The 25875-nt window shown below is 42.1% G+C and carries 28 protein-coding genes; 10 read left to right on the forward strand and 18 right to left on the reverse strand.

The window, feature by feature from the left end; genetic code table 11:
* Positions 1-229: 229 nt before the first annotated feature.
* Both tyrS and FD17_RS04925 read right to left on the reverse strand, forming a co-directional pair.
* Positions 230-1486: a tyrosine--tRNA ligase gene (gene tyrS, locus FD17_RS04920; RefSeq protein ID WP_057824197.1), complete on the reverse strand. Its 1257-nt coding sequence runs from the start codon at positions 1484-1486 to the stop codon at positions 230-232.
* A gap of 312 nt (positions 1487-1798) precedes the next feature.
* Complete coding sequence (locus FD17_RS04925; RefSeq protein ID WP_057824199.1) at positions 1799-2452, reverse strand: zinc metalloprotease; 654 nt, start codon at positions 2450-2452, stop codon at positions 1799-1801.
* Positions 2453-2683: 231 nt separating this feature from the next.
* Here FD17_RS04925 and FD17_RS04930 point away from each other — a divergent pair, with 231 nt between their 5' ends.
* Positions 2684-2893: a hypothetical protein gene (locus FD17_RS04930; RefSeq protein ID WP_057824201.1), complete on the forward strand. Its 210-nt coding sequence runs from the start codon at positions 2684-2686 to the stop codon at positions 2891-2893.
* 88 nt (positions 2894-2981) lie between these two features.
* Here FD17_RS04930 and FD17_RS04935 read toward each other — a convergent pair whose 3' ends face one another.
* A complete protein-coding gene (locus FD17_RS04935) occupies positions 2982-3416 on the reverse strand; it encodes a MerR family transcriptional regulator (protein WP_235803174.1) in 435 nt (144 codons plus the stop codon).
* A gap of 123 nt (positions 3417-3539) precedes the next feature.
* On the opposite strand from FD17_RS04935, the gene FD17_RS04940 reads away from it, so the two are divergent.
* Entirely contained in the window at positions 3540-3737 is a 198-nt protein-coding gene (locus FD17_RS04940; protein WP_057824205.1) for a hypothetical protein, read from the forward strand.
* Between the two features lie 42 nt (positions 3738-3779).
* Here the strand turns inward: FD17_RS04940 and FD17_RS04945 are convergent, their stop codons facing one another.
* From FD17_RS04945 to FD17_RS04960, 4 genes are all read right to left on the reverse strand, one after another.
* Positions 3780-4646 carry an NAD(P)-dependent oxidoreductase gene (locus tag FD17_RS04945; RefSeq protein ID WP_057824207.1) on the reverse strand — a complete coding sequence of 289 codons (867 nt, stop codon included), beginning with the start codon at positions 4644-4646 and terminating at the stop codon, positions 3780-3782.
* Between the two features lie 12 nt (positions 4647-4658).
* Entirely contained in the window at positions 4659-5642 is a 984-nt protein-coding gene (rfbB, locus tag FD17_RS04950; protein ID WP_057824209.1) for a dTDP-glucose 4,6-dehydratase, read from the reverse strand.
* 103 nt (positions 5643-5745) lie between these two features.
* Entirely contained in the window at positions 5746-6252 is a 507-nt protein-coding gene (locus FD17_RS04955) for a hypothetical protein (RefSeq protein WP_057824211.1), read from the reverse strand.
* A 267-nt stretch (positions 6253-6519) separates the two neighbouring features.
* Complete coding sequence (locus FD17_RS04960) at positions 6520-7689, reverse strand: iron-containing alcohol dehydrogenase (RefSeq protein WP_057824213.1); 1170 nt, start codon at positions 7687-7689, stop codon at positions 6520-6522.
* 617 nt (positions 7690-8306) lie between these two features.
* On the opposite strand from FD17_RS04960, the gene FD17_RS04965 reads away from it, so the two are divergent.
* Positions 8307-9437: a trans-sulfuration enzyme family protein gene (locus FD17_RS04965; RefSeq protein WP_057824214.1), complete on the forward strand. Its 1131-nt coding sequence runs from the start codon at positions 8307-8309 to the stop codon at positions 9435-9437.
* A gap of 30 nt (positions 9438-9467) precedes the next feature.
* Here the strand turns inward: FD17_RS04965 and FD17_RS04970 are convergent, their stop codons facing one another.
* The 7 genes from FD17_RS04970 to trhA form a co-directional block, all read right to left on the reverse strand.
* The gene (locus FD17_RS04970) at positions 9468-10178 is read right to left on the reverse strand and encodes a DUF975 family protein (RefSeq protein WP_057824216.1); all 711 of its coding nucleotides are present in this window, start codon (positions 10176-10178) and stop codon (positions 9468-9470) included.
* Positions 10179-10205: 27 nt separating this feature from the next.
* Positions 10206-10910 (reverse strand): MIP/aquaporin family protein, encoded by a 705-nt coding sequence (locus FD17_RS04975; protein WP_057824218.1) that lies wholly within the window; start codon positions 10908-10910, stop codon positions 10206-10208.
* 35 nt (positions 10911-10945) lie between these two features.
* The gene (locus FD17_RS04980; protein ID WP_057824220.1) at positions 10946-12133 is read right to left on the reverse strand and encodes an MFS transporter; all 1188 of its coding nucleotides are present in this window, start codon (positions 12131-12133) and stop codon (positions 10946-10948) included.
* A 670-nt stretch (positions 12134-12803) separates the two neighbouring features.
* On the reverse strand, positions 12804-13295 hold the full coding sequence (locus FD17_RS04985) for a hypothetical protein (protein ID WP_057824222.1): 492 nt from the start codon (positions 13293-13295) through the stop codon (positions 12804-12806).
* Between the two features lie 102 nt (positions 13296-13397).
* On the reverse strand, positions 13398-13832 hold the full coding sequence (locus FD17_RS04990; RefSeq protein ID WP_057824224.1) for a hypothetical protein: 435 nt from the start codon (positions 13830-13832) through the stop codon (positions 13398-13400).
* A gap of 230 nt (positions 13833-14062) precedes the next feature.
* On the reverse strand, positions 14063-15343 hold the full coding sequence (gene hisD, locus FD17_RS04995; protein WP_057824226.1) for a histidinol dehydrogenase: 1281 nt from the start codon (positions 15341-15343) through the stop codon (positions 14063-14065).
* A 458-nt stretch (positions 15344-15801) separates the two neighbouring features.
* Positions 15802-16452, reverse strand: coding sequence for a PAQR family membrane homeostasis protein TrhA (gene trhA, locus FD17_RS05000; protein WP_057824228.1), 651 nt, complete (start codon positions 16450-16452; stop codon positions 15802-15804).
* Between the two features lie 133 nt (positions 16453-16585).
* On the opposite strand from trhA, the gene FD17_RS05005 reads away from it, so the two are divergent.
* The 3 genes from FD17_RS05005 to FD17_RS13535 all read left to right on the forward strand — a co-directional run bounded on the left by FD17_RS05005 (position 16586) and on the right by FD17_RS13535 (position 17910).
* Positions 16586-17059 carry a DUF1836 domain-containing protein gene (locus FD17_RS05005; protein ID WP_057824230.1) on the forward strand — a complete coding sequence of 158 codons (474 nt, stop codon included), beginning with the start codon at positions 16586-16588 and terminating at the stop codon, positions 17057-17059.
* A gap of 81 nt (positions 17060-17140) precedes the next feature.
* Positions 17141-17719 (forward strand): DUF975 family protein, encoded by a 579-nt coding sequence (locus tag FD17_RS05010; protein ID WP_338092490.1) that lies wholly within the window; start codon positions 17141-17143, stop codon positions 17717-17719.
* The gene (locus FD17_RS13535; RefSeq protein WP_338092491.1) at positions 17668-17910 is read left to right on the forward strand and encodes a hypothetical protein; all 243 of its coding nucleotides are present in this window, start codon (positions 17668-17670) and stop codon (positions 17908-17910) included. Before FD17_RS05010 ends, FD17_RS13535 begins: the two co-directional genes overlap by 52 nt.
* 67 nt (positions 17911-17977) lie before the next feature.
* Here the strand turns inward: FD17_RS13535 and FD17_RS05015 are convergent, their stop codons facing one another.
* Positions 17978-18379, reverse strand: a complete 402-nt coding sequence (locus tag FD17_RS05015; RefSeq protein ID WP_057824232.1) for an LPXTG cell wall anchor domain-containing protein — start codon at positions 18377-18379, stop codon at positions 17978-17980.
* Positions 18380-18577: 198 nt separating this feature from the next.
* Between FD17_RS05015 and FD17_RS05020 the strand changes: the two genes are divergently transcribed.
* Complete coding sequence (locus FD17_RS05020) at positions 18578-19597, forward strand: sugar kinase (RefSeq protein ID WP_057824234.1); 1020 nt, start codon at positions 18578-18580, stop codon at positions 19595-19597.
* Between the two features lie 33 nt (positions 19598-19630).
* Here FD17_RS05020 and uxuA read toward each other — a convergent pair whose 3' ends face one another.
* A complete protein-coding gene (uxuA, locus tag FD17_RS05025; protein ID WP_191983126.1) occupies positions 19631-20707 on the reverse strand; it encodes a mannonate dehydratase in 1077 nt (358 codons plus the stop codon).
* A 169-nt stretch (positions 20708-20876) separates the two neighbouring features.
* Between uxuA and FD17_RS05030 the strand changes: the two genes are divergently transcribed.
* From FD17_RS05030 to FD17_RS05040, 3 genes are all read left to right on the forward strand, one after another.
* On the forward strand, positions 20877-21542 hold the full coding sequence (locus tag FD17_RS05030; RefSeq protein WP_057824236.1) for a GntR family transcriptional regulator: 666 nt from the start codon (positions 20877-20879) through the stop codon (positions 21540-21542).
* Between the two features lie 109 nt (positions 21543-21651).
* Positions 21652-22836 carry a D-alanyl-D-alanine carboxypeptidase family protein gene (locus tag FD17_RS05035; protein WP_057824238.1) on the forward strand — a complete coding sequence of 395 codons (1185 nt, stop codon included), beginning with the start codon at positions 21652-21654 and terminating at the stop codon, positions 22834-22836.
* A gap of 288 nt (positions 22837-23124) precedes the next feature.
* Complete coding sequence (locus FD17_RS05040) at positions 23125-23382, forward strand: hypothetical protein (protein WP_057824240.1); 258 nt, start codon at positions 23125-23127, stop codon at positions 23380-23382.
* Positions 23383-23980: 598 nt separating this feature from the next.
* Here the strand turns inward: FD17_RS05040 and FD17_RS05050 are convergent.
* On the reverse strand, positions 23981-24715 hold the full coding sequence (locus FD17_RS05050) for a glucose 1-dehydrogenase (RefSeq protein ID WP_057824245.1): 735 nt from the start codon (positions 24713-24715) through the stop codon (positions 23981-23983).
* Positions 24716-24805: 90 nt separating this feature from the next.
* Positions 24806-25777 (reverse strand): quinone oxidoreductase family protein, encoded by a 972-nt coding sequence (locus FD17_RS05055; protein WP_057824247.1) that lies wholly within the window; start codon positions 25775-25777, stop codon positions 24806-24808.
* Positions 25778-25875: the final 98 nt, after the last annotated feature.

Consider the following 25875-nt stretch of genomic DNA (forward strand, 5'->3'; position numbering starts at 1 on the left):
CGAAAATTTTGTTCAGTTTTCAAAGGTCTACTGGTTGTCGGAAGCGCTTATTCATCGCTTTTGACAACTATTTAATATTATCATGACGACCATTCAGTGTCAATGATTTTTTAAAATTTGTGACTTGTCGAAGAAGTCATTCTTGCGAAAGCCGCACTAAATAATATACCGACTTTTGCGAGGTATGTCAACTAAAAAAAGACAGATCGAATTCGATCTGTCTTTCCTACTATTTAACTCTTGCTAAAAAGTACTTCTTCTTGCCTCGACGTACAATGACAAATTTACCATCAAATTTATTAGCCGGATTGATTTCATAATCAACATCTTCAATTCTTTCGCCATTAATTCGAATTGCTCCATTGGTGATATCTTCTCTTGCCTGACGACGAGACTTCTCAATCTTGGTTGCATCAACCAGCCACTGCACAATGTTAAGTGGCTCTGAAGACACCTCAACTGATGGCATATTCTTGAATCCTTGTTCAATTTCTGCCGTCGTTAAGTCGGCAACGTTTCCAGAGAACAATGCTGCAGTAATATGTTCAGCCTGCTTAACCGCTTCTTTGCCGTGAACAAACTCAGTGACTTCTTCAGCAAGTTTCCGTTGAGCTTCACGTTTCTCAGGTTGGGTTTCAACCTTCTTCTGCAAGTCGGCAATCTCATCTTGTGACAGGAAGGTAAAGTACTTCAGGTATTTGATAACATCATGGTCATCTTGGTTGATCCAGAATTGATAGAACTCGTATGGGCTTGTCTTCTCGGGATCGAGCCAGACATTGCCGCCTTCAGACTTGCCAAACTTGGTTCCATCAGATTTTAATAACAGCGGAATGGTCAAGCCAAACACTTTGGCATCCTGGCCTTCAACTCTATGGATCAAATCAGTACCGGATGTAATGTTACCCCACTGATCGGCGCCGCCTAATTGAATTTGAACATCGTTGTGACGGTATAAGTGCAGAAAATCAATGGACTGAAGAATTTGATAAGTGAATTCAGTAAAGGAAATTCCAACTTCCAATCTGCTAGCCACAATTTCCTTGTTCAGCATCGTATTAACGTTAAACAACTTACCGTAGTCCCGCAGGAAATCCAATAATGATAATTTTGAAAGCCAGTCATAGTTATTGACGATTTCAAACTTACCATCCTGACCAAACAATTTTTCCATTTGGGCAGTAAGGGCGTCTTGGTTGTGGCGAACCTGATCCATCGTCTGGAGGACCCGTTCGGATTTCTTACCACTTGGGTCACCGATTGAACCGGTCCCTCCGCCAATAACAATCACCGGATGGTGTCCTGCCAACTGGAATCGTTTCAAAATCATAAACGGAATTAAATGACCAATATGCATACTATCACCAGTCGGATCGATTCCAACATAAATTCCGACCGACTTTTTGTTGACCAAGTCATTCAAACCATCATGATCAGTTTCCTGGTTGATGGCGCCACGCCACTTCAATTCTTCCAAAATGTTCATCTAATAATTCCTCCTAAAATAAAAACGTCCCCGGCAAAATTAATTGCCAGGGACGAAAGTTTTCCGCGTTACCACCCAAGTTCTTGCTGGAACAGGTCCAGCAACCACTCAATTCATCGGTAACGAGATGATCCGTCTAACTTAGTTAAAGACTCGGCAGCTGTATGTTCGTCGGCCATTCGCCCAGCTCACATCCCCGCTGAGTTTCTTAATTCTCAAAATGACCAACTATCGTACTGCTTCAACATCCATAAAACAATAGTTTAATCATAGTGGTTGCAACCTGCATTGTCAATGGAATCCTGATGAAAATCAAAGACGGCCGTTGAGCATCTGCTGATAATACAGTCCCGTGTTTGAACGGTAATGTCGAAACTCGGTTTGTGACATCGTCCGGGTTTTCTTCAATGTCCATTTGGCAAGCTTTGTATCGAAACTTTTAATATGAGTGGAATAATTTCCGCCCATTATGGTCTGCTTCTTAAACATGCCTCGCAAATCAGCATTCGGATATGCATACAAATCTTTCGTTCCAAATGTATGACCCAATTCATGAATCACAACCGCCCGCCGTTTCTGCTGATTATATCGATTCATCCACGACGTGTTTAATGCAATCACACCACTATTTATTTCTGCTACACCCGCATAATTTCGCCCGAGCTTATTGGTTCCGGTAAAGACCAAGCGGGAATGGCCAATGTTGGTCGTCGGTTTAAATACCTTTTTACCTAGGGCCCTGTTCCATTTTTTGGTGGCGTATGAGATTTCAGGCGAATATTTTTTGGCATCTGATTTAACGTAATACTTGATTGTTCCGTTATAAGTCAAATTCTTGCTGGTGTGCATAGCGCTGGTAAACTTAATGGTCTGAGCTGAACTTGACTGACTGCCAATCGCAGCAAATCCGATCATTACTATCAACGTTGTTAACACAAGAACAAAAAAAGGCTTAAACTTCAACATTCAATTCCCCCTAATTAAACGTCAACTACTCCAATTCAATTTAAAAATTCGTTGCCATTCCCCACTCATAATATATCATGGCACAATTTTTCCAACAAATTTAAAGTCTCAAAAAAGTCAAACAATCTTCACACTAATTTCATAATGCCAGTTAGTTGTATTTCAAAAACTTTCAATCTAAAATTAAAGTATATGGAGAATCAGTCTTCTATATAGAAAGAAAGTGACATGATGTTAAAAATTAAGTATGAAAATGGCGCCGGCACAGAGTCCATCGAATACCAATCGGCAGCAGCTTTTGTAGCTAATCAGCGGTTGGAAATTCCTGATTTGGAAGATTATTACAAAATCGTTGAAGTTACCTTGGATGGTAAACCGGTTGAATTAAAGGACAAAACAATCATCGGCTTGTACAAGAAGTTTGATGCAGAAGCAAAATAATGCCGTGTGACAAACTTCAATTCATCTGTCACACAATAAAAATAGCGCGGGAAAATTCCCGCGCTTTATTTGTTCGCTCAATTATTACCTAAACATCTTTTATTCGAAAATATGTTTCGCCGTCTTTGACAACGCCAAAAATTCGCTGATGGTGAGATGCATCCACATAGCCTAAATCCAGAATGCTTTCATCATCTTCAAAATCCACTCCCTTGAGCTGGGATCGCAAGAACTGGCGAAGAACGGGCAGCTGACGGTCAAATTGTTTGGCTTTGTCGACTGCTGCTTGAAGGGTAAACCCGTCTTTTAGGAATCGAGTAACGTGAAAAACGAAGAACAGCGTGTGGAGCGAATATTCTCTGGCGGCGCCTTTTTTCTGATTCAATGATTGAATGTATCCCTGCTCTTCCCAGTATCGTAATTGTCGGCCCGAGACACCTGTAATCTGTTGTACCTGACCGATTCCAAAGATCAATTTGTCTGTATCAATAAACGCATCGCTGCCGTTCAACTCTGCCATCATTTTCACCTGACTTTAATTAATAGCTCTATTATATCAATTTTACTCCTGCAGACAAACTTTCTTAAGATGTTACGGCAATGTGGAAAATGTTTGTTATAATGCTTTTTGAAAGGTGTGAAAAGTATGGGATTTTCTCCAAAGTTAATTGTGGCAGATGTTTCGTTGATCATTTCAATCGCACTGGCATTCTTCATTCAAAAGTCCGGATTTCCAAGCGATGTCAAAATTGGCCTGCTGATTCTAGCATCCATCTTCCTGCTGGTTTCCGTTATCATCAACTTAGTCGTTGCAAATCAGCGCCGAAAAGAACGAAAAAAATAAAGTTGTGGAAATTCATTCCACAGCTTTTTCTTTTACACTAAATTATTGATTATCATACACTTTCATCAATCCTTGAGTACCCAAGTCACCAAGATGAAGTTGATCGGTCATCTTTTCATATAGGTCTCGTGCGACTTTCGTGGCCGGTAAATCAAGATTCATCTCGTCTGCAGAATCCAGAGCAATTCGAAGGTCCTTTAAAAAGTGTTTGGCCGCAAATCCGGGTTTAAAATCATTCTTTAGAATTCTTGGCCCATAATTTGTCATACTCCAGTTGGCCGCAGCGCCACCGTTGATCGTCTCAATCATCTGATCAAGATCAATTCCGGCTTTCTGAGCATACATCAATGATTCAATCATCCCAGTCATCGTCCCGGCCACCATGATTTGATTGGCCATTTTGGCATTTTGCCCCTGACCGGCATCCCCAAACCGGGTGATTGCCGAACCCATTGCACTTAAAATTGGCTTTGCTTTTTCAAAAGTATCCGGATGACCACCGACCATAATCGTCAAAGTTCCTTGAGCAGCACCAACGTCACCGCCTGAAACCGGCGCGTCCAATACGCCAATCTGCTTGCCAATCCCTGTATCAGCAATCTTTTTGGCCAAGCTGGGTGAACTGGTCGTCATGTCAATCAATATCTGGCCGGAGTGGGCAGTACTAAAGATGCCATCCCTGCCAAAATAAACTTCTTCAACGTCTGCTGGAAAGCCGACAATTGTGATAACCACGTCACTTAAACGCGTCACTGCTGCTGGCGTATCCTGCCACTCGGCACCCGCGGCAAGCACTTTTTGAGCATGCGCTTTTGTGCGGTTGTAGACCGTTACTTGATAACCGGCCTTCAATAAATTCTGAATCATCCCGGTTCCCATCACGCCTGTTCCAATAAAACCAATCTTCATCATGCCACCCCACTATCTATTTTTAACTTTTCCTAATAAAGGCCGCCACCATTGTTCATGATTGACGTACCAATCAATCGTCTGATCAATTCCTGCATCAAAATCAACCCTTGGCTGCCAACCCAATTCATGTCGAATTTTGGCATCATCGATTGAATAAAGCAGGTCATTTGCCGGCCGATCAGCCACATACTCGATCTGTGATTTGGAGATATTCAAATGATTAATCACTTTTTTAACAATTTGGATATTTTTAGCATAGTTGTGAGCCGCAATATTATAAATTTCACCCGCCTGCCCGCGACGCAAGACAGCGTCAATCGCCCGACAATTGTCAGCGACGTTCAACCAATCACGCACATTCGTTCCATCACCATAAACCGGTAATGGCTTGCCTAAGATCCCATTGGTCACCATCAGCGGGATCAACTTTTCCGGAAATTGAAGCTTGCCATAGTTGTTGGCGGACCGGGTGATATTAACATTTAAGCCATAAGTTTTAAAATAGGCCAGCACAAGTAAGTCGGCCCCTGCCTTGGTCGCCGAATATGGTGAACTCGGATTCAAATCAGCAGTTTCAGAAAACTGTTCACCAGGGCGAGAGCTGCCGTATACTTCGTCAGTTGAAATTTGAACAAACTTGTCTACCTTAAATGTCTTAACCGCATCCAACAACGTGCTGACACCAACGTAATTACTGCGGACAAAGGCATCCGGATCCAAAATTGAACGGTCGACGTGTGATTCTGCCGCAAAATTGACAATCGCATCAACGTGATAATCATTGATAGCCGCTTCCACAGCAGTCTTGTCTGCGATGTCACCCTTGATAAACGTGTAAGAAGAATCATCGGCCACATCTGCCAGATTTGCTAAATTGCCAGCATATGTCAGTTTATCAAAATTAATAATGTGATCATGCAACCCGTCTCCCAACAGATAATGAATGAAATTTGAACCGATAAAACCTGCACCGCCAGTAACCAGAATGTTCAAAGTGCACCTCCTGTTAAACTATTTGATACATATAATTTACCATAATTAACATAAAAATGAGATTGTCTACCAATCATCCTGGTAAACAACCTCATTATTTTTTTTAGTCATCAATTGCGTCTTCATTTACCCAATAACGAGTGGCAGTTTTGTTGGCTGAAACTCGAATCCGATAAAAATCTTCACTTTCTCTTTCGCCGTCGTCATCGCGATAATAGGCTTTGGCTTTCTTATCAACGTAAACCCGTTTGCCGGTATGGCCGTTGATCTTTTTCCAACTATATGTGCGGTTGTTCTTCTTAGCGCCGGGTACATAGCGATAAAGCTTTTCCTCGCGGTAATCTTCATCGAGCACCGTTTTGAAGTTAACGATCCGATATTTAACACTAAATACCCTTGATGCTTGGAAATAAAGTGGCCGCACGGATCCTTTGTTCAGGTCCGATTTGCCGGAATATTCAGTATCGATTGTTTCCCCAATTTTATTCACCTGTGCTGCTTTGGTTGTTGAAATATCATTGTTGTGGGTGTGGATGCTGGCAGAAAAGCCAATCATCGTCAGTGGAATTAGCAGAAGCATTGCGGCATCCGTCAGTTCAAACTTTTTCATCTTAATCGCCCTCCAATATTGATTCTTGAATCCATTTTCTATTATGATCCCTTATTCACACTATAATCATATATGAATATGTGTGGGAAGTTGTGAAGAAAGTGTGAAGATTGTTGGAAGGTTTTGAATTAATATTTCACTGAAGGCCATCTTGGCGATGAATTAAAACCCCATTTCGAAAACAAAAGAGACGCACAGTAATGAATAAATCATCCATCCCTGCATGCCTCTAATTACGCTCTTAGCCTTAACCGGCTTCGCTGCGCATTACTTCATCTCATATGCCTTTTTAAACAGTTCTACAATTTCTTCCTTTGTGCCTTTGCGTGGGTTTGAGAAAGCATTTCCGTCCTTTAAAGCATTTTCTGCCATCAACTCAAAGTCTTCAGGTTTGGCACCAATTGCCTTAATGCTGCGTGGAATGTGAACATCATCGGCCATTTGACGCATTGCTTTGATTGAAAGTTCTGCCGCATCTCTGGTTGATAAGCCATCAGTATTTTCACCCATTGCCTTTGCGAGTTGAGCAAATCGTTCAGGGCATGCAACCAAGTTGTATTCCTCAACAATTGGCAACAGCATTGCACAGCAGACACCATGGGGTGCATCATATTGGCCGCCAAGCTGGTGAGTCATGGCATGAACATAACCTAAGTCAGCATTATTAAAGGCCATACCACCCAACATTTCTGCTTCAACCATTTTGGTTCGAGCTTCCAGATTATGACCGTTCGCAACGGCTTCACGCAAGCTTTCTTCACATAATTTAATTGCTTGAATACATTGACCATCGGTGATTTCGTTACGGTTGGTTGACACATATGGTTCGATTGACTGGACAAATGTATCCATTCCGGTAGCGGCAGTCATTGCGGCTGGTACATCCAGTTCCAACATTGGATCATTAAACGAAACCAGTGGAATATTACGCCATGAGACAACTACAAACTTTAACTTGGTTTTCTCGTTGGTGATAACACAGTGTCTCGTAAGTTCCGAAGCTGTTCCGGCAGTCGTATTGACAGCCATCAATGGCGGAAGTGAATTTTCCAAAGTTTCGATTCCGGCCAACTTCGTAATATCATCACCGTTGGTCAAAATGATGCCGGTTCCTTTGCCGCAGTCGTGAGCTGAACCGCCGCCAACCGTGATAATACTGTCACAGTCGTTGTCCAGATAGACTTTCTTAGCGGCTTCAATGTTACGAATCTTTGGATTGGGTTCAACTCCGTCAAAAATGACATTCGTGACGCCAGCGGCTTTTAACGAATCAAGGGTTTGAGCAACCGGACCGTTATCCATGCCCCGCAGAAACTTGTCAGTCACAATCAGCGGCTTTTTCATGTTCAGCATCTTTGCCCGATCACCGATTTTCTTAATGACCCCTTTGCCAAAGAAGTTAACACTTGGCATCAAAAAATCAAAATTTTCTTTCATAATTTCTTCCTCCTAAAAAATAATTCAATTTATAAACCGCTTTCATGCTAACATCTTGTGAAAAATATGTAAATAGGCTCAACAAGCAGTTCAGCCCCTTTAAACAAATTCGGTTAGGGACTTTTTTTACTTGTAAATAAAGGGTTTTTAATAGAACTATGTTTACAAATCGACTGGTTCTCCCACCCATCGACGCCATTAGAAGTGAAAAGATTGTGAATAAATATACGATTGTTTTTGATTAGGTCATTGACCTTATCCCAAAATTATCCTACAATGAAATAAATTTTAATTTACTTAAGTGTAGATGAGAAGAGTAACGCTTTTAAGCTGATAAAGAGAGCTTCGGTTGGTGAAAGAAGACTGATTAAAAACGTGAAGATGATCTCTGAACTCCGATGCGGTCCAAGGGCCAATTCGACGTCAGCAAGCGTTACTTTGCCGAGTATCCTATATTTTTGTATAGCGTACTTATTGAGGCTGGGGTTGTGAAACTCCAGTAAAGCCAGGTGGTATCGTGGAAAAGCCTTCACCCTGAACAATGTTAACGGCATTGCTCAGGGTGAAGGCTTTTTTAATTTATTCAACTATTTAATTATCTAAAGGAGAAAGATCATATGTCAGACAAATTAATCGATATCGATACATTACTCGCACAAGCAGGAAACCGGGATAACAACGACCAGTATCATTCTGTGTCCACACCCATTTACTTAACATCGAACTTTAGGCATCGGGATTTGGAAGATGCCGAAACCTTTGATCCGCACAAGCAATATTCGTATTCCCGCCTCTCAACCCCTACTCGAAGCGTGCTTCAGAAGACACTCGCACAGCTCGAGGGTGGTGCCAATGCATTCGCGGTTAGTTCCGGTATGGCGGCAATTCAACTGGTCTTTTCATTATTCAAATCCGGCGATGAAATCATTACGTCAGATGATCTGTACGGCGGTTCATTTCGCTACTTTGATTATTTAGCAGATCATTATAACGTCAAATTCAATAAGTGGAATGGTAAAGATTATGAAAAGTTGAGTGAATTGATCACCTCAAAAACCAAAGCCGTCTGGCTGGAAACTCCATCCAATCCAACCATGAAAATTATTGATATTCAAAAAGTTGCTGATCTCATTCATGATGCCAATAAAAACACGTTGGTTTGTGTCGACAACACCTTTTTAACTCCTGTTTACCAACAACCTCTGCGTGAAGGTGCGGACATCGTGGTTCACAGTGCCACAAAGTATCTTTCCGGCCATAACGACATGCTGGCCGGTTGTGTCATTGCCAAGTCAAAAGAAATTGCCGACGAGTTGGAATTCAACTTCAATACGACTGGCGTCACCCTTGATCCGTTCGATTCATGGTTGCTGTTACGAAGCTTAAAAACGTTATCGGTTAGAATGGAGCGCCACACAAGCAACGCCAAATATGTCGCAGCGTGTTTGGAGAAACTTCCACAAGTCACAAAAGTGCTGTATCCCGGTGTCGGTGGGATGATCAGCTTTTATCTTCAGAACATGGATCAAGTCGATCATTTATTCAAAAATCTAAAAATTATTTCATTCGCCGAAAGTCTGGGCGGTGTGGAAAGTCTGTTGACAATTCCATCTCTTCAAACCCACAGTGACATGGCCAAAGAAGACCGGTTAAAGCTCGGAATTACCGACGAACTGTTACGTTTATCAACCGGTTTGGAAAATCCACAGGATCTGGCCGCTGATCTCACTCAGGCATTGGGTGACTAAATAAAAAGTCGGGGCAATTGCCCCGACTTTTTATTTGTCTTCTGAAAGCTGTGCAACTTTGACATAAAAGTTGGCAAATGACAGCTGAAAGTACGGCTGCAGCCATAGCAATAAAATACCATAAGTAAATGAATTAAGGATGTACCAGCCAATAAAACTCAGGTCCATGATAAAATAGGTCATTTTATGGCCAACCATCATCTGTCGACTTCTGGTAATTGCTTCAAGGTAGCCAATTGGTTTGCCGGCATCCACGGAATCCCGATAGATATTCAATGCCTGCGAATATGCAAATCCTTTAATAATCCCGGGAACAATGAACAGGATCGACCACAATAAGGTCAAAACAGTCGTTAAGATTCCAATCATAATTGCACCCATGAAATACTGCCCATGGTTCAGAATTGTAAACGACTTGGTGACCGGCTGATCGAACTTTGTCTTATTTCGAATAATATCGATGCAGACAAACATCATTCCCGACAACAGCAGGCCGGAAATAATCGAAATAAACGTGGAAATTCCCCACAGATTCAACATTTCATTACTGCCAAATCGTGCCGTTCCCTGAATAATCTGATTAAAGGCATGGTTCATATCAGTTTCATGGAGCGGATTCATCGAATAGGCCACAGAATATCCCAGTTGAATAATAATTGCCGGGAGAAATAATAAGATAAAGAATGGAAAATGGCTGTTAATGATGCGCTTAGCTTCTAATTTTAATCCTACGCGGTCCATAAATGCCTCCAATTTTATTAATAGCTTCTATTTAACCATAACTTGGACGGCTGCCGCAATGATACCTCCAGTAAGCGGGCCAAACATTGGGACCCAAGAATAATACCACTCGCCACTGCCACGGTTGGGAACCGGAATAATTGAATAAGCAAACCGTGGCCCCCAATCACGGGCGGGATTCAAAGCAAATCCGGTAGTAGTCCCCACGCCAAGACCAACAACCATAATCAATAAGCCAACCACCAACGGCTTGAGACCCAGGCTGAAATTCCCCAAATTCAATAATGCAAATACAAAGATGAAAGTTGCCACAACTTCTGATAAAAAGTTGGATAACGGCGAATAGATGGCCGGTCTGGTAGCAAATATTCCGACCGTATTACCATTTTCAGTGGTCGTTGCTTTAAAGTGTGGATAGAAGATAACCATGATGGTGGCTGCGCCCAAGAACGCCCCGATAAACTGACCCAACAGGTATGGAACAACTTGAGACCATGGGAATAATCCAAAGATTGCGTAAGGGATTGTGACTGCCGGATTCAAATGGCCCAATGATCCCAGCGATGAAGCCACATAAACGCCCATTGTAACTGCCATTCCCCAAGCAACACTGATAAATGTCCAATTTGCACCTTTTGCATACGCCTGCTTAAGATTAGCTCCCGCACACGCTCCGGTTCCCAGCACAATCAATACATACGTTCCAAAAAGTTCACCAATAAATCCATTCATACGCTCACCCACTATTTTTTATATTCAATCACATTTTACAAGTTACTGGAACTCGTGGAAAGCCCTTTCGAAGTTAAATAATTGAGCCATAACACAAGGCCGAGGGAAACAACTGCATATACTGCACCTCCGGGACCAACGCCGTTTAGACTCAGCGTGCTGACAATCACACCGCCGGTAGCCGATCCAAGAGCAATTCCAAAATTAGAGAAAATTGAATTCAAAGAAGATGCCAGGACGATTGACTGAGGATACTCCCGCTCGGCAATTTGAAGGAAAAACAGCTGAATCGGTGAATTAAGCAACGGCATGGTAAAAATCACAAGAGTCAGCAAAATTGCCCCAGGCCAACTAAAGTTGAACGCAAACGGCATCAGCATCATCAACAAGAATTGTGCAATAAAAACAGCTGGCATCCGCTTCATTCCAGGCCCTTCACTCAACTTACCGCTGGCCCGATTTCCAATGATATTTGAGATTCCAAATACCGACAATAGAATGGTTAGCATTGGGATTGAAAAATGAAGCTGGGTCGTAATAATTGGTCGCAAATAAGTATAGAACACGTAAATGGCGGCCAAATTGAACATTGGCAATAACATGCCAAGTTGAATTTTATGGTTTTTCAATAACGCCAACTGACCTGAAACGGTACTCTTCCTCTGCTTAAAGTCCTTTGGCAAACTGAGAAAAATCATGATCATCGTTGCTGTGGAAACGACAATAACCGTCAAAAATGAGATTCGCCAACCAAACCTGGTTGAAATCCAAGTTCCAAGCGGCACGCCGACAACTGAGGCAATTGAGAAACCGGAAAACACCCAGGAAAGCAGCCATCCCCGCTTTGACATAGGCGCAATGTACCCGGCAAAAGTGAGCCCAAGAGAGATTGATACGCCGGCAACCATGGCAGTGATTACTCGTGACAGAGCCAGCGTAAAAAAGTTGGGTGCCAAAAAGCTCAAAATATTGCCTACTGTAAAAACAGTCATTGTCGCCATCAAATCCCAAAACAAATTGAAACGACCAATCAAGATCGTGATAAACGGCGTACTAATCGCATAAACAATCGCAAAGGCGGTGACCAAGTACCCAACCGTTGCCACAGGCACATTAAACTGCGTACTCAAATCATCCAGGATCCCCACAATTAGGAATTCACTGAACCCCAATACAAATGCAATAAGAACTAAAACGAAGCTTTGAAACTTGAATGTTTTCATTGATTTCTCATCCCCTTTATTAATTTCTAAAAATCACAACTTGTTTATACTACAGGTTTTTACATAGATTTTCTAGGAATTTGGATGGAAAAATCAATTATTTATTTCGTGGGTGGTGAATAAAGCCTTTTCAGTTTGGACGGCTAGTTGTCAGTATGACGACAAAACGATAACTATCTCCGATGGCCTGCGAAGGCTGCCTAGGATACTTGGCGACGCCCTTGACCCCCCGACGGCGTGAAATGCCTTGCCTCCTTGGTGCTACACAAATAGAAAATCCCAACGATGAACACACTACGTTCGTTGTTGGGTGTTATCAGTTCTATATGTTACAGGGTTAGTGCATTAATTTTATTGACTGCTCCCTTCGGCCTTTGAGCTATGCTTCGACGCAACTGCTGCTAACGTGTAAAGGGGCGGTGATTTAAATCCAAAATCAGGATTTTAATCACCGCCCCTTTACACACCGCATCACTCGTTGCTTGTCGCACACTACAAAAAAGGACCCACACTTGATTTGCGAGTCCCCTTTCCTAATGCATCAACTATTTTAATTCGTTCTCCACAGCTGATGCTTTAAGAGATATTCCACTATTCAAAAAGCATCACCTCCTTTTTTGATTGTCAATAGAATACAACCAATCAAAAAGAAATGCAAGTGTTTAAATTGTCAGTCATCATAATCGTCTTCATGATCGTTTTGTAAAACATCATCGTTAACCCAATATTGTTGATTGGATTGTCGACTGCCTAACTTAATGCGGTAAAATTCTTCATGCTCATACTCGTTATCATCATTATCTTTGAACGTTGCGACAGCCTTCTTGTCGACATAAACCTTTGTTTTGGCAGAAACATTCAGATTGTCCCATGAATAAGTTTTATTCTGATCCACTGTTCCAGGAACATACTTATATAGATGTTCTTCTCGATACTCGTGATCCAGGGTCGTCGTCAGGTTCATCTTCTCATAACGGACTTTAACTGCCCGTTTTGAAGAAGAGGTGTTGCTTGACGCTTCAGAAGTACTAGCTGAGTTGGACTTGGCCGATTGAGTATTGGTCGACGTGTGGCTGCCAGAATTATTCGAATTTGAAGAACAGCCAAACAGTCCAAGTGGCAGGACAAACAGTATACAAAATACGGTAAATATTTTTTTCATGATAACATCCCCCTATGCAATTCATGTTTGAATATCTGTCCTCATTATAAATGATCAGGCAATTCAAATCTAACAAACTGCTTAAGGTTGTTACCTATAAAATTAATCCAACACTTTGTATGAATACTTGTGTTCATACTTGTGGCTTGGGAATACGTGATAAGTCCCAATTCCACGATACTTTATCAATACCCGCTTGTATGAACCACCGATTAGTTGCTTTGTCGCCTTGTATTGGCCCAAATCTTTACTGGATGACTTGGACTTGTTGAATAGATACCATGATCCCCATTTAGACACTTGCAACTTTCGGTCGCTCTTCTTCGATGGGGTGTAGCTCTTACCGTTAGTCGTAAAGCTGTGGGTGGTAATCTTAATGATATTGAACTTACCCTCGCCACGATATTCAAACCAGGTCCCCCGAAGCGCCTTGGGGGTAGTCGTGGATGCGCTGGCACTGGCATCGGCCGGAAGAGCTGTTAACTGAATTCCGAAAATGACAGCCATTGTGAATATGATGCCTATAAATTTTTTCATTATTCCGCCTCCCGTTTGTTATTAAAAAGTATATCATTGATTTCTCAATCTTTACTTTTCCATCTAACTACAATTGTTTTACAGAAAAAGCCTCTGACACAAAAGTGCTGTCAAAGGCTTCATGGTGCGTGATTAGAAAAAATGTTATTTCATAAGATAATGATTAATTAAGTAATTTGATGCCACTTTTGTAAACAATATTACAAACAGACAACAGCATTGCAATCACATTAGTCATCAAATCGGCTCTCAATGGCTCTTGCATGAGCTTCCAATCCTTCAACTCGAGCAAGGGTTGTGATGGCATCCTTTTCTTTCTTGAGAGCTTCTCTAGTATAGGAAACAAATTGTGTTCGTTTAACAAAATCCTGTACGCCCAGAGGTGAGAAGAACCGCGCTGTCCCACCAGTTGGTAGAATGTGGTTGGGCCCTGCCAGATAGTCGCCAAGTGGTTCGGAAGCAGAGAATCCAAGGAACACGGAACCCGCATTCTTAATTTGGTTTAAATATTCAATCGCGTCTGGTAATTGAACTTCCAAATGTTCTGGTGCGACGGCATTCATCAAGGTAAACGCATCATCAATGTCATCAACCACTGCGATAAAGCCTTCATTATCCATGGCTGCTTTGGCAATTTCTTTTCGTGGCAGCAAATCCACTTGTCTATCCATTTCTGCACTCACGGCGTCGGCAAGCTTGCGGTCGTCGGTGACTAAGATTGGCCGTGCCAGCTTATCATGTTCAGCCTGAGAGAGCAAATCAGCTGCGACTTGGCTGGGAACAGCCTGTGATCCGGCAATGACACCAATTTCCGATGGGCCGGCAATCATGTCAATATCAACTTGACCGAAAACCTGCTTTTTGGCGGTTGCAACAAAGACGTTACCCGGACCAGTAATCTTATCAACTTGCGGAATCGTTTCTGTCCCGTATGCTAGGCTGGCGATCGCTTGGGCACCACCGACCATATAGATTTCATCGACTCCGGCAATCTTAGCTGCAGCAAGAACGGCTTTATTCAACCCGTCTTTTTGTGGTGGTGTGACCATGACAATTCGATCAACCCCGGCAATCTTGGCAGGAATCACGTTCATCAAAATTGAAGATGGATAAGCTGCCGTACCACCAGGAACATATAAGCCAACTGCTGCGAGCGGCGCAATCTTTTCACCCCGGATAATGCCTTTTTTCTTGGCATCAATAAAGCTGTCTTCCACTTCCATCTTGTGAAATGAAATAATATTTTCTTTTGCCAACTCCAGTGCCTGGATGACTTTATCATCGGTTTGGGCGTATGCATCATCAATTTCTTGTTCTGTCACCTTCAGACTGTCCAAGTCGACATTGTCAAACTTCTTTTCATACATTTTGACGGCTTCATCACCATCTTTAATGACATTTGAAATGATTTCCCGAACAGCCTGTTCAACCTCTTCACGGTTCGCAACCGCGTTAGTCCTGATGGCAACCTGTTTTAATAATTGATCTAAAGAATCTTCGATAATTTGCATAAATTCCACTCTCCATTTCCGCTGGCCAAACAATTCGTCACAATCAAATCCTATGAAATAAAAAAGTCCCCAGACATTGCCTAAGCAATATCTGAGGACGAAAATTCGCGGTTCCACCTCACGTTTATCGTTTCCTTACAAAAACGACCTTACGCTGCTCGTAACTAGTCATCCAATTGGAGAACAGTCACAGTAGCCGTGGTAACGCTCACTAGCGGGACAACCTACTTGGTTCAATCATCCAGTTCATAGATGTGTGTTCATCACTGTTCGCTTCCCCTTCTCACCAGCGGGGCTCTCTTTATGTGAAACCAGCGATTACTTTTCTAATCGTAACTTCATGTTTATTATTTATTTTTAATTTGTTGATACTTGTAATTTACCACCAAAGAAAAATAAGTCAAGACAATTTTAAATGTAATAGTTATTCCATTTACTTTTTGAAATGATCAATCCGGCTAAATATTAAAGTAAATTGAAAGAAACATGGTGAGTGTGCCGCCCATCACGAAGAAATGCCAGATCAGGTGCATCCCTGGAACTCTGGGAATACTGTAGATCAGTGCCCCAACCGTGAATGTCACGCCACCTGCGACCAGCAGCCAAAAACCGCTAGTACTCAGATTAGCATAAAGTGCTTTTCCCAAAAGCAGGCACATCCAACCCATGACAACGTATATCGTCGTTTCAGTTTTCTGAAAACGGCCATGGAAGACCACGTGACTAACAATTCCACCGATCGCAAGCGTCCAAATGCTGGCCAATAATAAATAACCAGACCAATCATGAACGAAAATAATGCAATACGGTGTGTAAGTTCCCGCGATCAGAATAAAAATGTTGCTATGATCCAAAATTTGAAAGACCCGTTTGGCTCTGGTAAAGACAAAACAGTGGAGTAAAGTGGATGCCAGGTATAGCGAAAGAACGGTCGCACTATAAATAATCAGGCTGGTAACGGCAACGGCTGAATGGCCATCCTGGATTGCCTTATGAACAAGCATAATTGATAATATAATTGCCACCACAAACGAAACACCGTGGGTAACGGCGTTTAGAACTTCATAAACAATTTGCTGGCGACGGATTTTTTGAGTTGCTTCTTTCATCACGATACCTCCTTAGCACCATAATAAGTTATTCTATTTTATAAGTCAAGATAACATAGACTTAATATCTAGATACTTTATTTTTCCATTGTCATATGTAATAATACAAGTATTTAATTGTAAGGGGAATACTATGGCTAAAGAAATTTTTACCAAAAAATTAGCGGGCATGACAATGCCGCATTTTGATGATTTACCCAACTTGGATCTTTACATGGATCAGGTTATCGATGAAGTGAACCAATATTTAGCACCAATTACCCACACGGATATTACAAAGTCCATGATTAACAGTTACGTCAAAAAGGGAATCGTCGACCGTCCCACCAAGAAACGATATTCTCGCGTTCACTTGGCTAAAATTCTGGTGGTCAGCCTCCTCAAGCCGATCCTTTCACTTGATACGATCGACCAGGCAATGAAGATTGCCCTGAAGTTAGACTCCGCCCAAAAGGCTTATGACCAGTTTATTGACCTGTTCAATCAGGAACTCACCGATGTCGATATCGACAATTTATCTGCCAAACAATACCAGTCGATGGCCATTAAATCTTTACTTTATAAATTGGTTGTCGACGACCTAATTGAAAACAGCAGGAAATCATAAAGGACTTTATATTAAGTCAAATGCCCAAATTGTTTTATAATTAAGTCGTTAAGATAATATAGATCGACGGGGGTTGAGATTATGAATAGAAAAGCATTGAAATTAGACGCGAAAACGCTACTGAATGCTCATTTTAAGTTTTTTCTTTTGCTATTTATTCCAGTATTTGTATTAGAGCTTATCGGTGGCTACATGACATCGCCCCGACAGGATTATAGCGTCGAACTGAACGCTACCACGGCCACACCAATTTGGACTGGCCAACAGACATTTGGCACGATTGTTAGCCTTTTAAGTTCAATCATTGCGATTGGTATCGCATTTGTCTGTATTGATGCCATGCGGCAAAAGCTGACGTATGAAAAGCCACTCCAGAAATCAATGACCGTTTTTGATAACGTGGACTACTTTTTGGGAACGATTTTAATTTATATCATTGAAACAATTTTTGTATTTCTTTGGATGATTTTGTTGATCATTCCCGGAATCATCAAATCAATTGCCTACTCACAAGCATTTTATGCTTACCGTGACGCAGTCGATAACGGTGAGAAAATCAGTTATCTGGATGCGATAACCCGCAGCCGAAAGTTGATGGATGGTCATAAATGGGAATACTTTGTGATGGCATTGAGCTTCATTGGCTGGGACTGTTGGTAGTTGTAACCCTTGGGATTGCGGCTATTTGGGTCCAGCCTTACATGGCTTTGAGCTATGCAAACTTCTATCGTGAATTGGTTGATGAAGAGCATGCCAAAACTTTGGCAGCTGCTGATAGCATTAACCAAGGAACACAGACAGACGCCAACAGTAACCCATCCGAATCAAATAACGAATCCGATAAAGACTAAAAATCATTGCAGTCAAAGAAGGTCCAAGACTCCTTTCATCAGGAATCTTGGACCTTCTTTTTTTGGTTTAATCCTTTCGTTTCTTAAAAATCAATCCGCCAATCAGTGCGGTAATTGCCAGAAGAACACTACCAACAATCGTCAGTTGCGTTGCTTTGTAGTCACTGGTTTGAGGCATTTTGGGGTTACCCGGCTTGCCGCTTAATGCAGTCATCGGTGGTTTAATGATTGACTTGGCCGACTGTACGTCGGCAATCAGCATTCTTGGTTTCTCAAGGGAAATTTGTTGGTTCAACACCCGGCTTTGTGGGGCATCCCGTACAGACTGGTTACTTGAAGCGACAACGTCATCTACTCCACCGATTACAGAGATACTTACCGCAATAATCACTACTCCAGAGATTAACCAACGTCCCACTGGGTTATCAAATATAAAATGCACCGGTCGCTTTGGTAGATTTTGCTGCATAACAAATCCCCCCTGTGTGTGCCTGTATTAATTCCTTATTAGTTATTAATTATATAACATTCATCTTCATCTACATTACACAGGATTTCAGATAATAAAGCAACTACTTAGCCTCCAAATTCATTCATATTTAACTGATGTACCAGATTGAATATGGTATTATACAGTTATCAAACATAACGAATGGAGATTTTCAAGATGAAGGTCACTACTTTTGGTGAAATTATGCTGAGGCTGACGGTCCCAGGCGGAAGGAAGTTTGTCCAAACGGATTCTTTTAATGCCAACTACGGAGGCGCTGAGGCCAATGTGGCAGTGTCCTTGGCTTTATTGGGCGATCAGGTCGCTTATGTTACCAAGCTGCCGAAAAACGAGTTGGGAACGGCAGTCACGCAAAGGCTGGGAGGGTATGGCATTGATACAAAGAAAATTCTCTATAATGATTCCCGGCTTGGAATCTATTTTCTTCAACAGGGATCGGGTGTCCGTTCAAGCAGTGTGATTTATGATCGTGCCGACAGTGCGTTTGCCACATCAAATTCTAACGATTATAATTGGCAGGAACTTCTCAAAGATACTGATTTTTTCTATATTTCCGGCATTACGCCTGCCCTGTCGACAGAATTACAGACAAGTCTTCTATCAGCCGTCGAATTCTGTCGCAGCCATCATATTCAAGTGGTTTACGATGCTAATTTTAGAGGCAAACTGTGGACGCCTGATGAAGCGGCCGCTTTCAACAAAAAATTACTGCCGTTTGTGGATATCTGCTTTGTTCATGATGAAGATATTGAAAATGCCTTTGGCCTCGCCACATTCTCAAAGCATGACAATCACGCGATTAACCAAAAGGCATCCTTCAAACAGTCACTCAAGAAACTTATCACTGCGTACCCAAATATTAAGTTAGTCGGCAGTGTTTTAAGAAATATTGATTCAGCTCAGGAAAGCCAGTGGATGGCCCTTATGTTAACTGGTGGAACTTTCTATGAAAGTCCAACTTATAAGATGAACGTTGTACCTGAAGTCGCTTCCGGTGACGCATTTGGTGCCGGCATTGTCCACGGCATTCTTAACCACTTTGATCCTCAGTTCCAAGTGGATTACGCCATCGCAGCGGCGGTATTAAAACTAACCATTCCAGGTGATTTCAACCTTTCAAGTGACGCCGAAATAAAAGCAGCAATGATCAATCCAACCGGTTCAATTAAAAGATAAGCATACAAAAAGTGATGAACTTTCAAAAGTTCATCACTTTTTATTTTTAGTAAGTGCTTCCCACAAACCATTGAGATAAGCAGCTCCCAAAGCTCGGTCATAAAGACCATAACCTGGTCGGCCGCTTTCTCCCCATATGTTTCGACCATGATCAGGACGAATGTATCCCTCATAATCATTATCAGCCAAGGCTTTCATGATTTCATACATGTCCAAAGACCCATCTGCTGATAAATGAGCGGACTCATGAAAGGCTGTCTTCTCCGCATTCATAAATCGAATATTACGGGCATGAATAAATGGTGCTCGATCTTTACCGACAAACTCACGAATGATTGCCGGCACATTATTTTTGGGGTTTTCACCTAAACTACCTGTACAAATCGTAAACCCATTATATGGTGATTCATAAAGCTGCTCAATTCTCAGCATATCTTCGCGATTTTTATAAATTCGTGGTAACCCGAATAATGGAAACGGCGGGTCGTCGGGATGCATCGCCATGCGGACGCCATATTGCTCACAAGTCGGAATGATTGCCTCTAAAAAATACTTCAGGTTGGCAAGGAGCTTTTCAGCATCAACATTTCGATAGGCGGCAAACAACTGCTGGACGTGAGCCAGCCGTGATGGCTCCCATCCCGGCATTTCAAATCCCTTTGAGCCATCCATGATTTGGCGAATGAGTTCATTGGGATCATCCGTCAGCATTTTCGGCTGATACGCCATGGCGTTTGAACCATCCGCCAACGGATAACTCAGATTGGTTCGCAGCCAGTCAAAGACGGGCATAAAGTTGTAACAGATTACTTTGACACCATATTCTGAAAGATTCTTAATTGTTTGTTGGTAATTTTCAATGTATTGATCTCGTGTCGGCAGGCCAATTTTGATATCGTCGTGAATGTTAACTGATTCAATTACCTCAAACCCAAGGCCAGCATCAACCACTTCCCGCTTCAACCGGGCAATTTGGTCTTTCGGCCAGATTTCACCGACCGGAACATCATACAATGCGGTGACAGCTTGAGAAACACCAGGTATTTGTCGTATGTCTGACAGGTGAATTGGATCATCCCTAGATCCAAACCATCTAAATCCCATTTTCAAGATAATTTGTCCTTTCAGGTTCCCTTAATTTCATACTAATATATCACTTTTTGAAAGCCCTGTCAAAACCCGTTTTGAACCGATTTATCCAGTTCTACAGTTCCGAATTAACTTGAATATGGTAACATAATCCCAGTGATTTAATTTGAAAAAAGAAAGCTGAGATGACATGGAAAGTTTACAAGATAAAGCGTATAACGCAATTTACTCAAAAATAATGAACTTGGAGTTACATCCCGGTCAACAGGTTTCCGATAAACAATTCGAAGAAGAAATCGGTGTCAGCAGAACCCCTGTCCGTGAAGCAATGCTTAGGCTGCGGCGTGATGATATGCTGTATTCTTATCCTCAAAGCGGTACATATGTTACCAGAATCGATCTAAAGAAATCGTTGGATGCCCGCTATGCACGCCAGCTTTTGGAATCAAATATCGCCAAATCGATTGGCGGCACCCTGACAAGCAATCAAATTGATGAGCTGTCCGCACTGGTTGCCGAACAGGATACGGCATCCGAAAAAGATCAAATCAATTTATTTTTTCAGATGGATAACCGATTCCATGAAAAAATTTATCAATTTGCTGACAAAACAAACATTTGGGATTGGCTGCTGACTTTCAGCACCGATCTTAACCGCTATCGCTTATTGCGGGTTTACGATACGAATCTGCCAATGAGTCGACTCACAGCCGAACATCGAGAAATCATTGATGCCTTCGCGAAACATGATGAGGAACGGGTCTACCAGCTGGTTTATACCCACCTGAATCTGATGTTGAGTGAACAGCAGTCGGTTCTCGAAAAATTTCCGGACTATTTCACCAACATTAAATAGTCTCCTCTTAATGACCCCGAGCGCACAATTCTTTTACAGTTCTGTTAAAAAGGCAAAGTGGGTAAAGGTTGAATGTTACACTTTTTATAAGACGAGGAGGAGATTATGTATGAAATTCAATAAAATATTACGGACAGTGCTTGTGACGTGTGCCGCTGCTATTACAGTTGGGATTGGTCTAGGGAGCCAAACGCCAACGGTGAGTGCAAGTACTTACCACACTGTTTCATCAACGAGTATCAAGAAGGCACCTTACCATAAGAAATCATCCACTGGGGCAGTTTATAACGCTTCTCATACCAAGAAGGTTGCTAATTTAAAGACTTATCCATACACCACTTGGTACGCCACTGCCAAAGTGACTTTAAAGCATGGCAGTTCAAAAGCTCTTTACTATAAGGTTAAAAATGGATCTGGGAACGTATCTGGTATTGTTTGGAACAAATACCTTAAACCGGGAACCTCACCATTTGGCCTGAAATACGCCAAGTCAGCAGTTGCTTTGGATGTCAACACCAATAACAATGTTTGGACCAAGAATGCCAATACTGCAAGACCAATTGCTTCACTTTCCAAATTGATGACTCTCTATCTGGTTCGCCAAAAGATCGCTTCAGGCAAGGCAACCTGGTCTGATAAAGTTAATACCAGTAATGCCGGCTTAAAGCGATTGGGCAAATCAGCTGATTTTGGTGGCTTTAAGTTTAAGCACAATACTTACACGGTTCGTCAGTTGTATCTGGCTGGATTGGTTGAGTCTTCCAACAACGCTGCCATCGCCCTTGGCCAATGGGTAGCTGGTGGTTCAACGCCTGCTTACAATAAGAAATTTATCGGTATGATGAACAACCAAGCTAAAGAATGGGGATTGAAACATTCATCATTCGTATCAGCTTCAGGAATGGAACAGAACAGTCTGCAGCCTTATGGTTACAGCATTGGTGCTTCAAAGAACGCCAACTATGTTTCAGCAAATGACATTGCCAAGATTGCCCGTCACTTCATCGTTGATTACAATGATGTGTTGACAGATGCTTCAATCAAGTCAATGAAGGAAGACGGCCAGACACTGCACAACTACAACAACCTGCTGCCTGGTAGAAAGTATTACCAGAAGTCATTGAAGGTTGACGGTTTGAAGACCGGCTACACGGATCCCGCAGGTTACTGCTTCGTGGGAACCGGCCGTAAATCAGGTCATGACCGAATCATCACTGTCGTATTACATGACGAAAACGAGTTCACGGAAACCCGTTCATTAATGAATTATGTGTATGATAAGGGATTGGCATAGAATCAGAGTGTGACGAGCAACGGTTTGACACGGAGAGCTAAGGCTTCTTTGATTTAAACCCAGGGCTTGGGTTTGAATCAAAGAATCTTAGATCGCAGTGTCAGTTGCGTCGAAACACGTTTCCACTATGTAAAATTAACACGTCCACAAAAAAATGCTGCTAACCGGAACTCCCGGTTAACAGCATTTTTTACGCTATTAATTGACATCTTAACCAAATAATCATAATCTTAAAGATAGTGATTTCATATTACAAATGACTGATTTCTGGGGAGAATTTACATAATCATGGAAAACGAAAGTAATTATGAGCTATACAAAAAATTGAACCCAAGGTGTTTTTCCGAAGCAATGGTCGCAAGAATTGCCCGTACCGAGTTGGAACAACGTGCAGATAACGGAGATGGCGAAGCGCGGATGTTACTAGAGCTTCAAAAGCTGGAGCCGGCACGCAAGCCATTGTATGGTCATGTTGTTCATTCTATCAACGAACAGCCTAAAAGGCGGAAGTTTGTTTATACTTTGCGATTGAAGCGTAAAGATTAGATTTTAATTGAAGTGACACAGGCGTCGGACTTTTGGGTTCGGTGCTTTTTTTGTGAGTTGGACTATCTTTTTTGAAAATTTGACAGGCGATCAATGTGCAACGCCTAGCCTACTTTGTACTGTGTAAGATAAAAACAGGGGGTGCGTTTGTTATTTTATCTACTACTCCCTCCGGCCTTTGAGCTATGCTCAGAGACCCAAGACCCTACTATACAAGAAGAAGCAGGCAACGATGAACAAGGACCGTTCATTTCTAAAGGTCTATTGCGGTTAAGGTCACGGGTTTTGAAACTTTTATTCTATTTCGAGTTTCCTTCGGCCTTTGAGCTATGCTCGGACGCCCTTGACCCCTGCCACACAAGCAAAAAAAGCTAATGATGAACAAAAATCGTTCACTTCAAATGATCTATTGCGGTTAGGGTTACGGGTTTTGAATCTTTTATTCTATTTCGAGTTTCCTTCGGCCTTTGAGCTATGCTCAGAGACCCAGGGCCCTACTATACAAGAAGAAGCAGGCAACGATGAACAAGGACCGTTCATCATTGCCTGCTTCTTCTTGTATAGTAGGGCCCTAAACGGGTCTCTTCGCACACTTGTTTTACATAGCCGTCATTCCGCCATCGATCACGAATTCTGATCCGGTTGAATAGCTTGAATCATCTGATGCTAAGAAGAGTACCATCTTTGATACTTCTTCCGGTTCTGCGACTCTTTGTAGTGGAATTGACTTTGCAAATTGCTTGATAACTTCTTCACTGTCACCTTGGTGAATCATTGGTGTTGAAATGACACCTGGGTGAACTGAGTTTACACGGATATGTGATCCGGCCAATTGCAATGCAGCGGCCTTGGTCATCCCACGTACCGCGAACTTGGTGTCAGTATAACCAATTGCACCACCAACTAATCCATTCATTGATGAAATATTAACGATACTGCCGCTGCCATTCTTCTTCATTGCTTCAGCAGCGTACTTCATTCCCAAGAATACTGAAAGTTGGTTAATCTTGAAGATCTTCATATAGTCGTCAACCGTAATATCAGCAAGTGATTTGTTCATGCTGATGCCGGCATTGTTGACTAAAATATCCAATTTACCAAAATGCTTTACAGTTTCGTCAACGACATTCTTCCAATCGTCTTCACTTGAAACATCCTGCTTGATGAAAATCACGTTGTCGCCTAATTCATCAGCAAGGGCGTTACCCTTTTCAGCATTGATATCGGTAATGGCAACCTTTGCGCCTTCCTTAACGAAAAGCTTTGCGTGACTGGCACCCATTCCTTGTGATCCACCAGTAATAATAGCAACTTTGTTATCTAATTTTCCCATGAGTTATACCTCCTATAATAGTATGAAAACGTTTTCGATCTACATATACAGTATAACTGATTTATTTTAGAAGTTTAAACATGTTGCTCATCAAAATGTGAGTAGGATCTTTTTCTTCTTGGAGTTGGTTTCTAACTTCAAATGTGCCCAACCTGCTTCTTCATACGATTTTTGTAATACTTGGTCCTCAAGAAGATAGCCGTCCGCCATCAGTCGGTTAATAAATTTAGCTGATTCTTGAATTTGCTCCAAAGGTGCATGGCTGATGACAAAACCGTTAATTGTTTTTGACTGGGTATAAAATTTCCGAACATCAAATTTGAATGTATTGCTCTTCGGCGCAGTGATCAAGCAGACATGGCCGCCGACATTCAGGACCTGCAGATTATCCTGAAGTGAAACTTTGCCTGAAGTATCAACCACGTAGTCTACTTTTTTAATTGGCCCTTTCGACATCTGTTTCTTTAACGATTTTTGGTAGTCCAATCGTTGATCACTGCCAAGGCGATCCAGCAGATCGAAATCTTTCGGATTGGATGTAGTCACAACCTTCAGCCCCAAAATATGAGCCATTTGGACAAACTTGGTACCCACATGCCCAGCAGCTCCCTCAATTAAAATGGTCGATCCAGAATTTACCGCGAACACACTTGTTAACACAATTGCGGCAGTTGCCGATGAGTGCACCGACGCAATAAGCTGAGTTGGTTCGACATTTTCCGGCACATGAAATAAACGGTCAGCTGGAATGGCGGCAAATTCACTGGTCACCCCCTGGCGGCCGTTATAGCCCATACTGTTGGTCCAAACCCAGTTGCCCTTCGAAAAGCCGGTTACATCTTTACCGACTTCCTCAACCTGGCCAACGGCATCCCTGCCGATCACAAACGGAAAGTCGGTATCGGTTTGAAATGCCCCTGAGCGGACAAACGTGTCCACGTGGTTGACTGCCACCGCGTTGACTTTAATTAAAACCTGATTGGCAGAAATAATCGGTTTCGGCAGATCGCCAATGATGATGTCATCCGCACTGCCATTTTTGGTAATATAAGCTGCCTGCATGATGATTCCTCCATTCTTAAAATCCGATTTCACACTTTAATTATAAGCCATAAGTGATAGATCCATGCATGAATACACTTATCAAAAAAGCACCCAAT

The organism is Lentilactobacillus sunkii DSM 19904 (assembly GCF_001435575.1).
Classification (GTDB): domain Bacteria; phylum Bacillota; class Bacilli; order Lactobacillales; family Lactobacillaceae; genus Lentilactobacillus; species Lentilactobacillus sunkii.

Bases quoted from the DNA above. Each gene is read 5' to 3' on its own strand.
- FD17_RS05015 (WP_057824232.1), bottom strand. From the start codon at position 18,379: ATGCAGCAAAATCTACCAAAGCGACCGGTGCATTTTATATTTGATAAC.
- FD17_RS05020 (WP_057824234.1), top strand. From the start codon at position 18,578: ATGAAGGTCACTACTTTTGGTGAAATTATGCTGAGGCTGACGGTCCCA.
- FD17_RS04960 (WP_057824213.1), bottom strand. From the start codon at position 7,689: ATGAAAGAAAATTTTGATTTTTTGATGCCAAGTGTTAACTTCTTTGGC.
- FD17_RS04930 (WP_057824201.1), top strand. From the start codon at position 2,684: ATGTTAAAAATTAAGTATGAAAATGGCGCCGGCACAGAGTCCATCGAA.
- FD17_RS04970 (WP_057824216.1), bottom strand. From the start codon at position 10,178: ATGGACCGCGTAGGATTAAAATTAGAAGCTAAGCGCATCATTAACAGC.
- FD17_RS04965 (WP_057824214.1), top strand. From the start codon at position 8,307: ATGTCAGACAAATTAATCGATATCGATACATTACTCGCACAAGCAGGA.
- FD17_RS05040 (WP_057824240.1), top strand. From the start codon at position 23,125: ATGGAAAACGAAAGTAATTATGAGCTATACAAAAAATTGAACCCAAGG.
- FD17_RS04990 (WP_057824224.1), bottom strand. From the start codon at position 13,832: ATGAAAAAATTTATAGGCATCATATTCACAATGGCTGTCATTTTCGGA.
- FD17_RS04955 (WP_057824211.1), bottom strand. From the start codon at position 6,252: ATGAAAAAGTTTGAACTGACGGATGCCGCAATGCTTCTGCTAATTCCA.
- FD17_RS04985 (WP_057824222.1), bottom strand. From the start codon at position 13,295: ATGAAAAAAATATTTACCGTATTTTGTATACTGTTTGTCCTGCCACTT.
- FD17_RS05055 (WP_057824247.1), bottom strand. From the start codon at position 25,777: ATGCAGGCAGCTTATATTACCAAAAATGGCAGTGCGGATGACATCATC.
- trhA (WP_057824228.1), bottom strand. From the start codon at position 16,452: ATGAAAGAAGCAACTCAAAAAATCCGTCGCCAGCAAATTGTTTATGAA.
- hisD (WP_057824226.1), bottom strand. From the start codon at position 15,343: ATGCAAATTATCGAAGATTCTTTAGATCAATTATTAAAACAGGTTGCC.
- FD17_RS05005 (WP_057824230.1), top strand. From the start codon at position 16,586: ATGGCTAAAGAAATTTTTACCAAAAAATTAGCGGGCATGACAATGCCG.
- FD17_RS04935 (WP_235803174.1), bottom strand. From the start codon at position 3,416: ATGATGGCAGAGTTGAACGGCAGCGATGCGTTTATTGATACAGACAAA.
- FD17_RS13535 (WP_338092491.1), top strand. From the start codon at position 17,668: ATGGGAATACTTTGTGATGGCATTGAGCTTCATTGGCTGGGACTGTTG.
- FD17_RS04945 (WP_057824207.1), bottom strand. From the start codon at position 4,646: ATGAAGATTGGTTTTATTGGAACAGGCGTGATGGGAACCGGGATGATT.
- FD17_RS05035 (WP_057824238.1), top strand. From the start codon at position 21,652: ATGAAATTCAATAAAATATTACGGACAGTGCTTGTGACGTGTGCCGCT.
- FD17_RS04925 (WP_057824199.1), bottom strand. From the start codon at position 2,452: ATGTTGAAGTTTAAGCCTTTTTTTGTTCTTGTGTTAACAACGTTGATA.
- tyrS (WP_057824197.1), bottom strand. From the start codon at position 1,486: ATGAACATTTTGGAAGAATTGAAGTGGCGTGGCGCCATCAACCAGGAA.
- FD17_RS04975 (WP_057824218.1), bottom strand. From the start codon at position 10,910: ATGAATGGATTTATTGGTGAACTTTTTGGAACGTATGTATTGATTGTG.
- FD17_RS05010 (WP_338092490.1), top strand. From the start codon at position 17,141: ATGAATAGAAAAGCATTGAAATTAGACGCGAAAACGCTACTGAATGCT.
- FD17_RS04980 (WP_057824220.1), bottom strand. From the start codon at position 12,133: ATGAAAACATTCAAGTTTCAAAGCTTCGTTTTAGTTCTTATTGCATTT.
- FD17_RS05050 (WP_057824245.1), bottom strand. From the start codon at position 24,715: ATGGGAAAATTAGATAACAAAGTTGCTATTATTACTGGTGGATCACAA.
- FD17_RS04940 (WP_057824205.1), top strand. From the start codon at position 3,540: ATGGGATTTTCTCCAAAGTTAATTGTGGCAGATGTTTCGTTGATCATT.
- FD17_RS05030 (WP_057824236.1), top strand. From the start codon at position 20,877: ATGGAAAGTTTACAAGATAAAGCGTATAACGCAATTTACTCAAAAATA.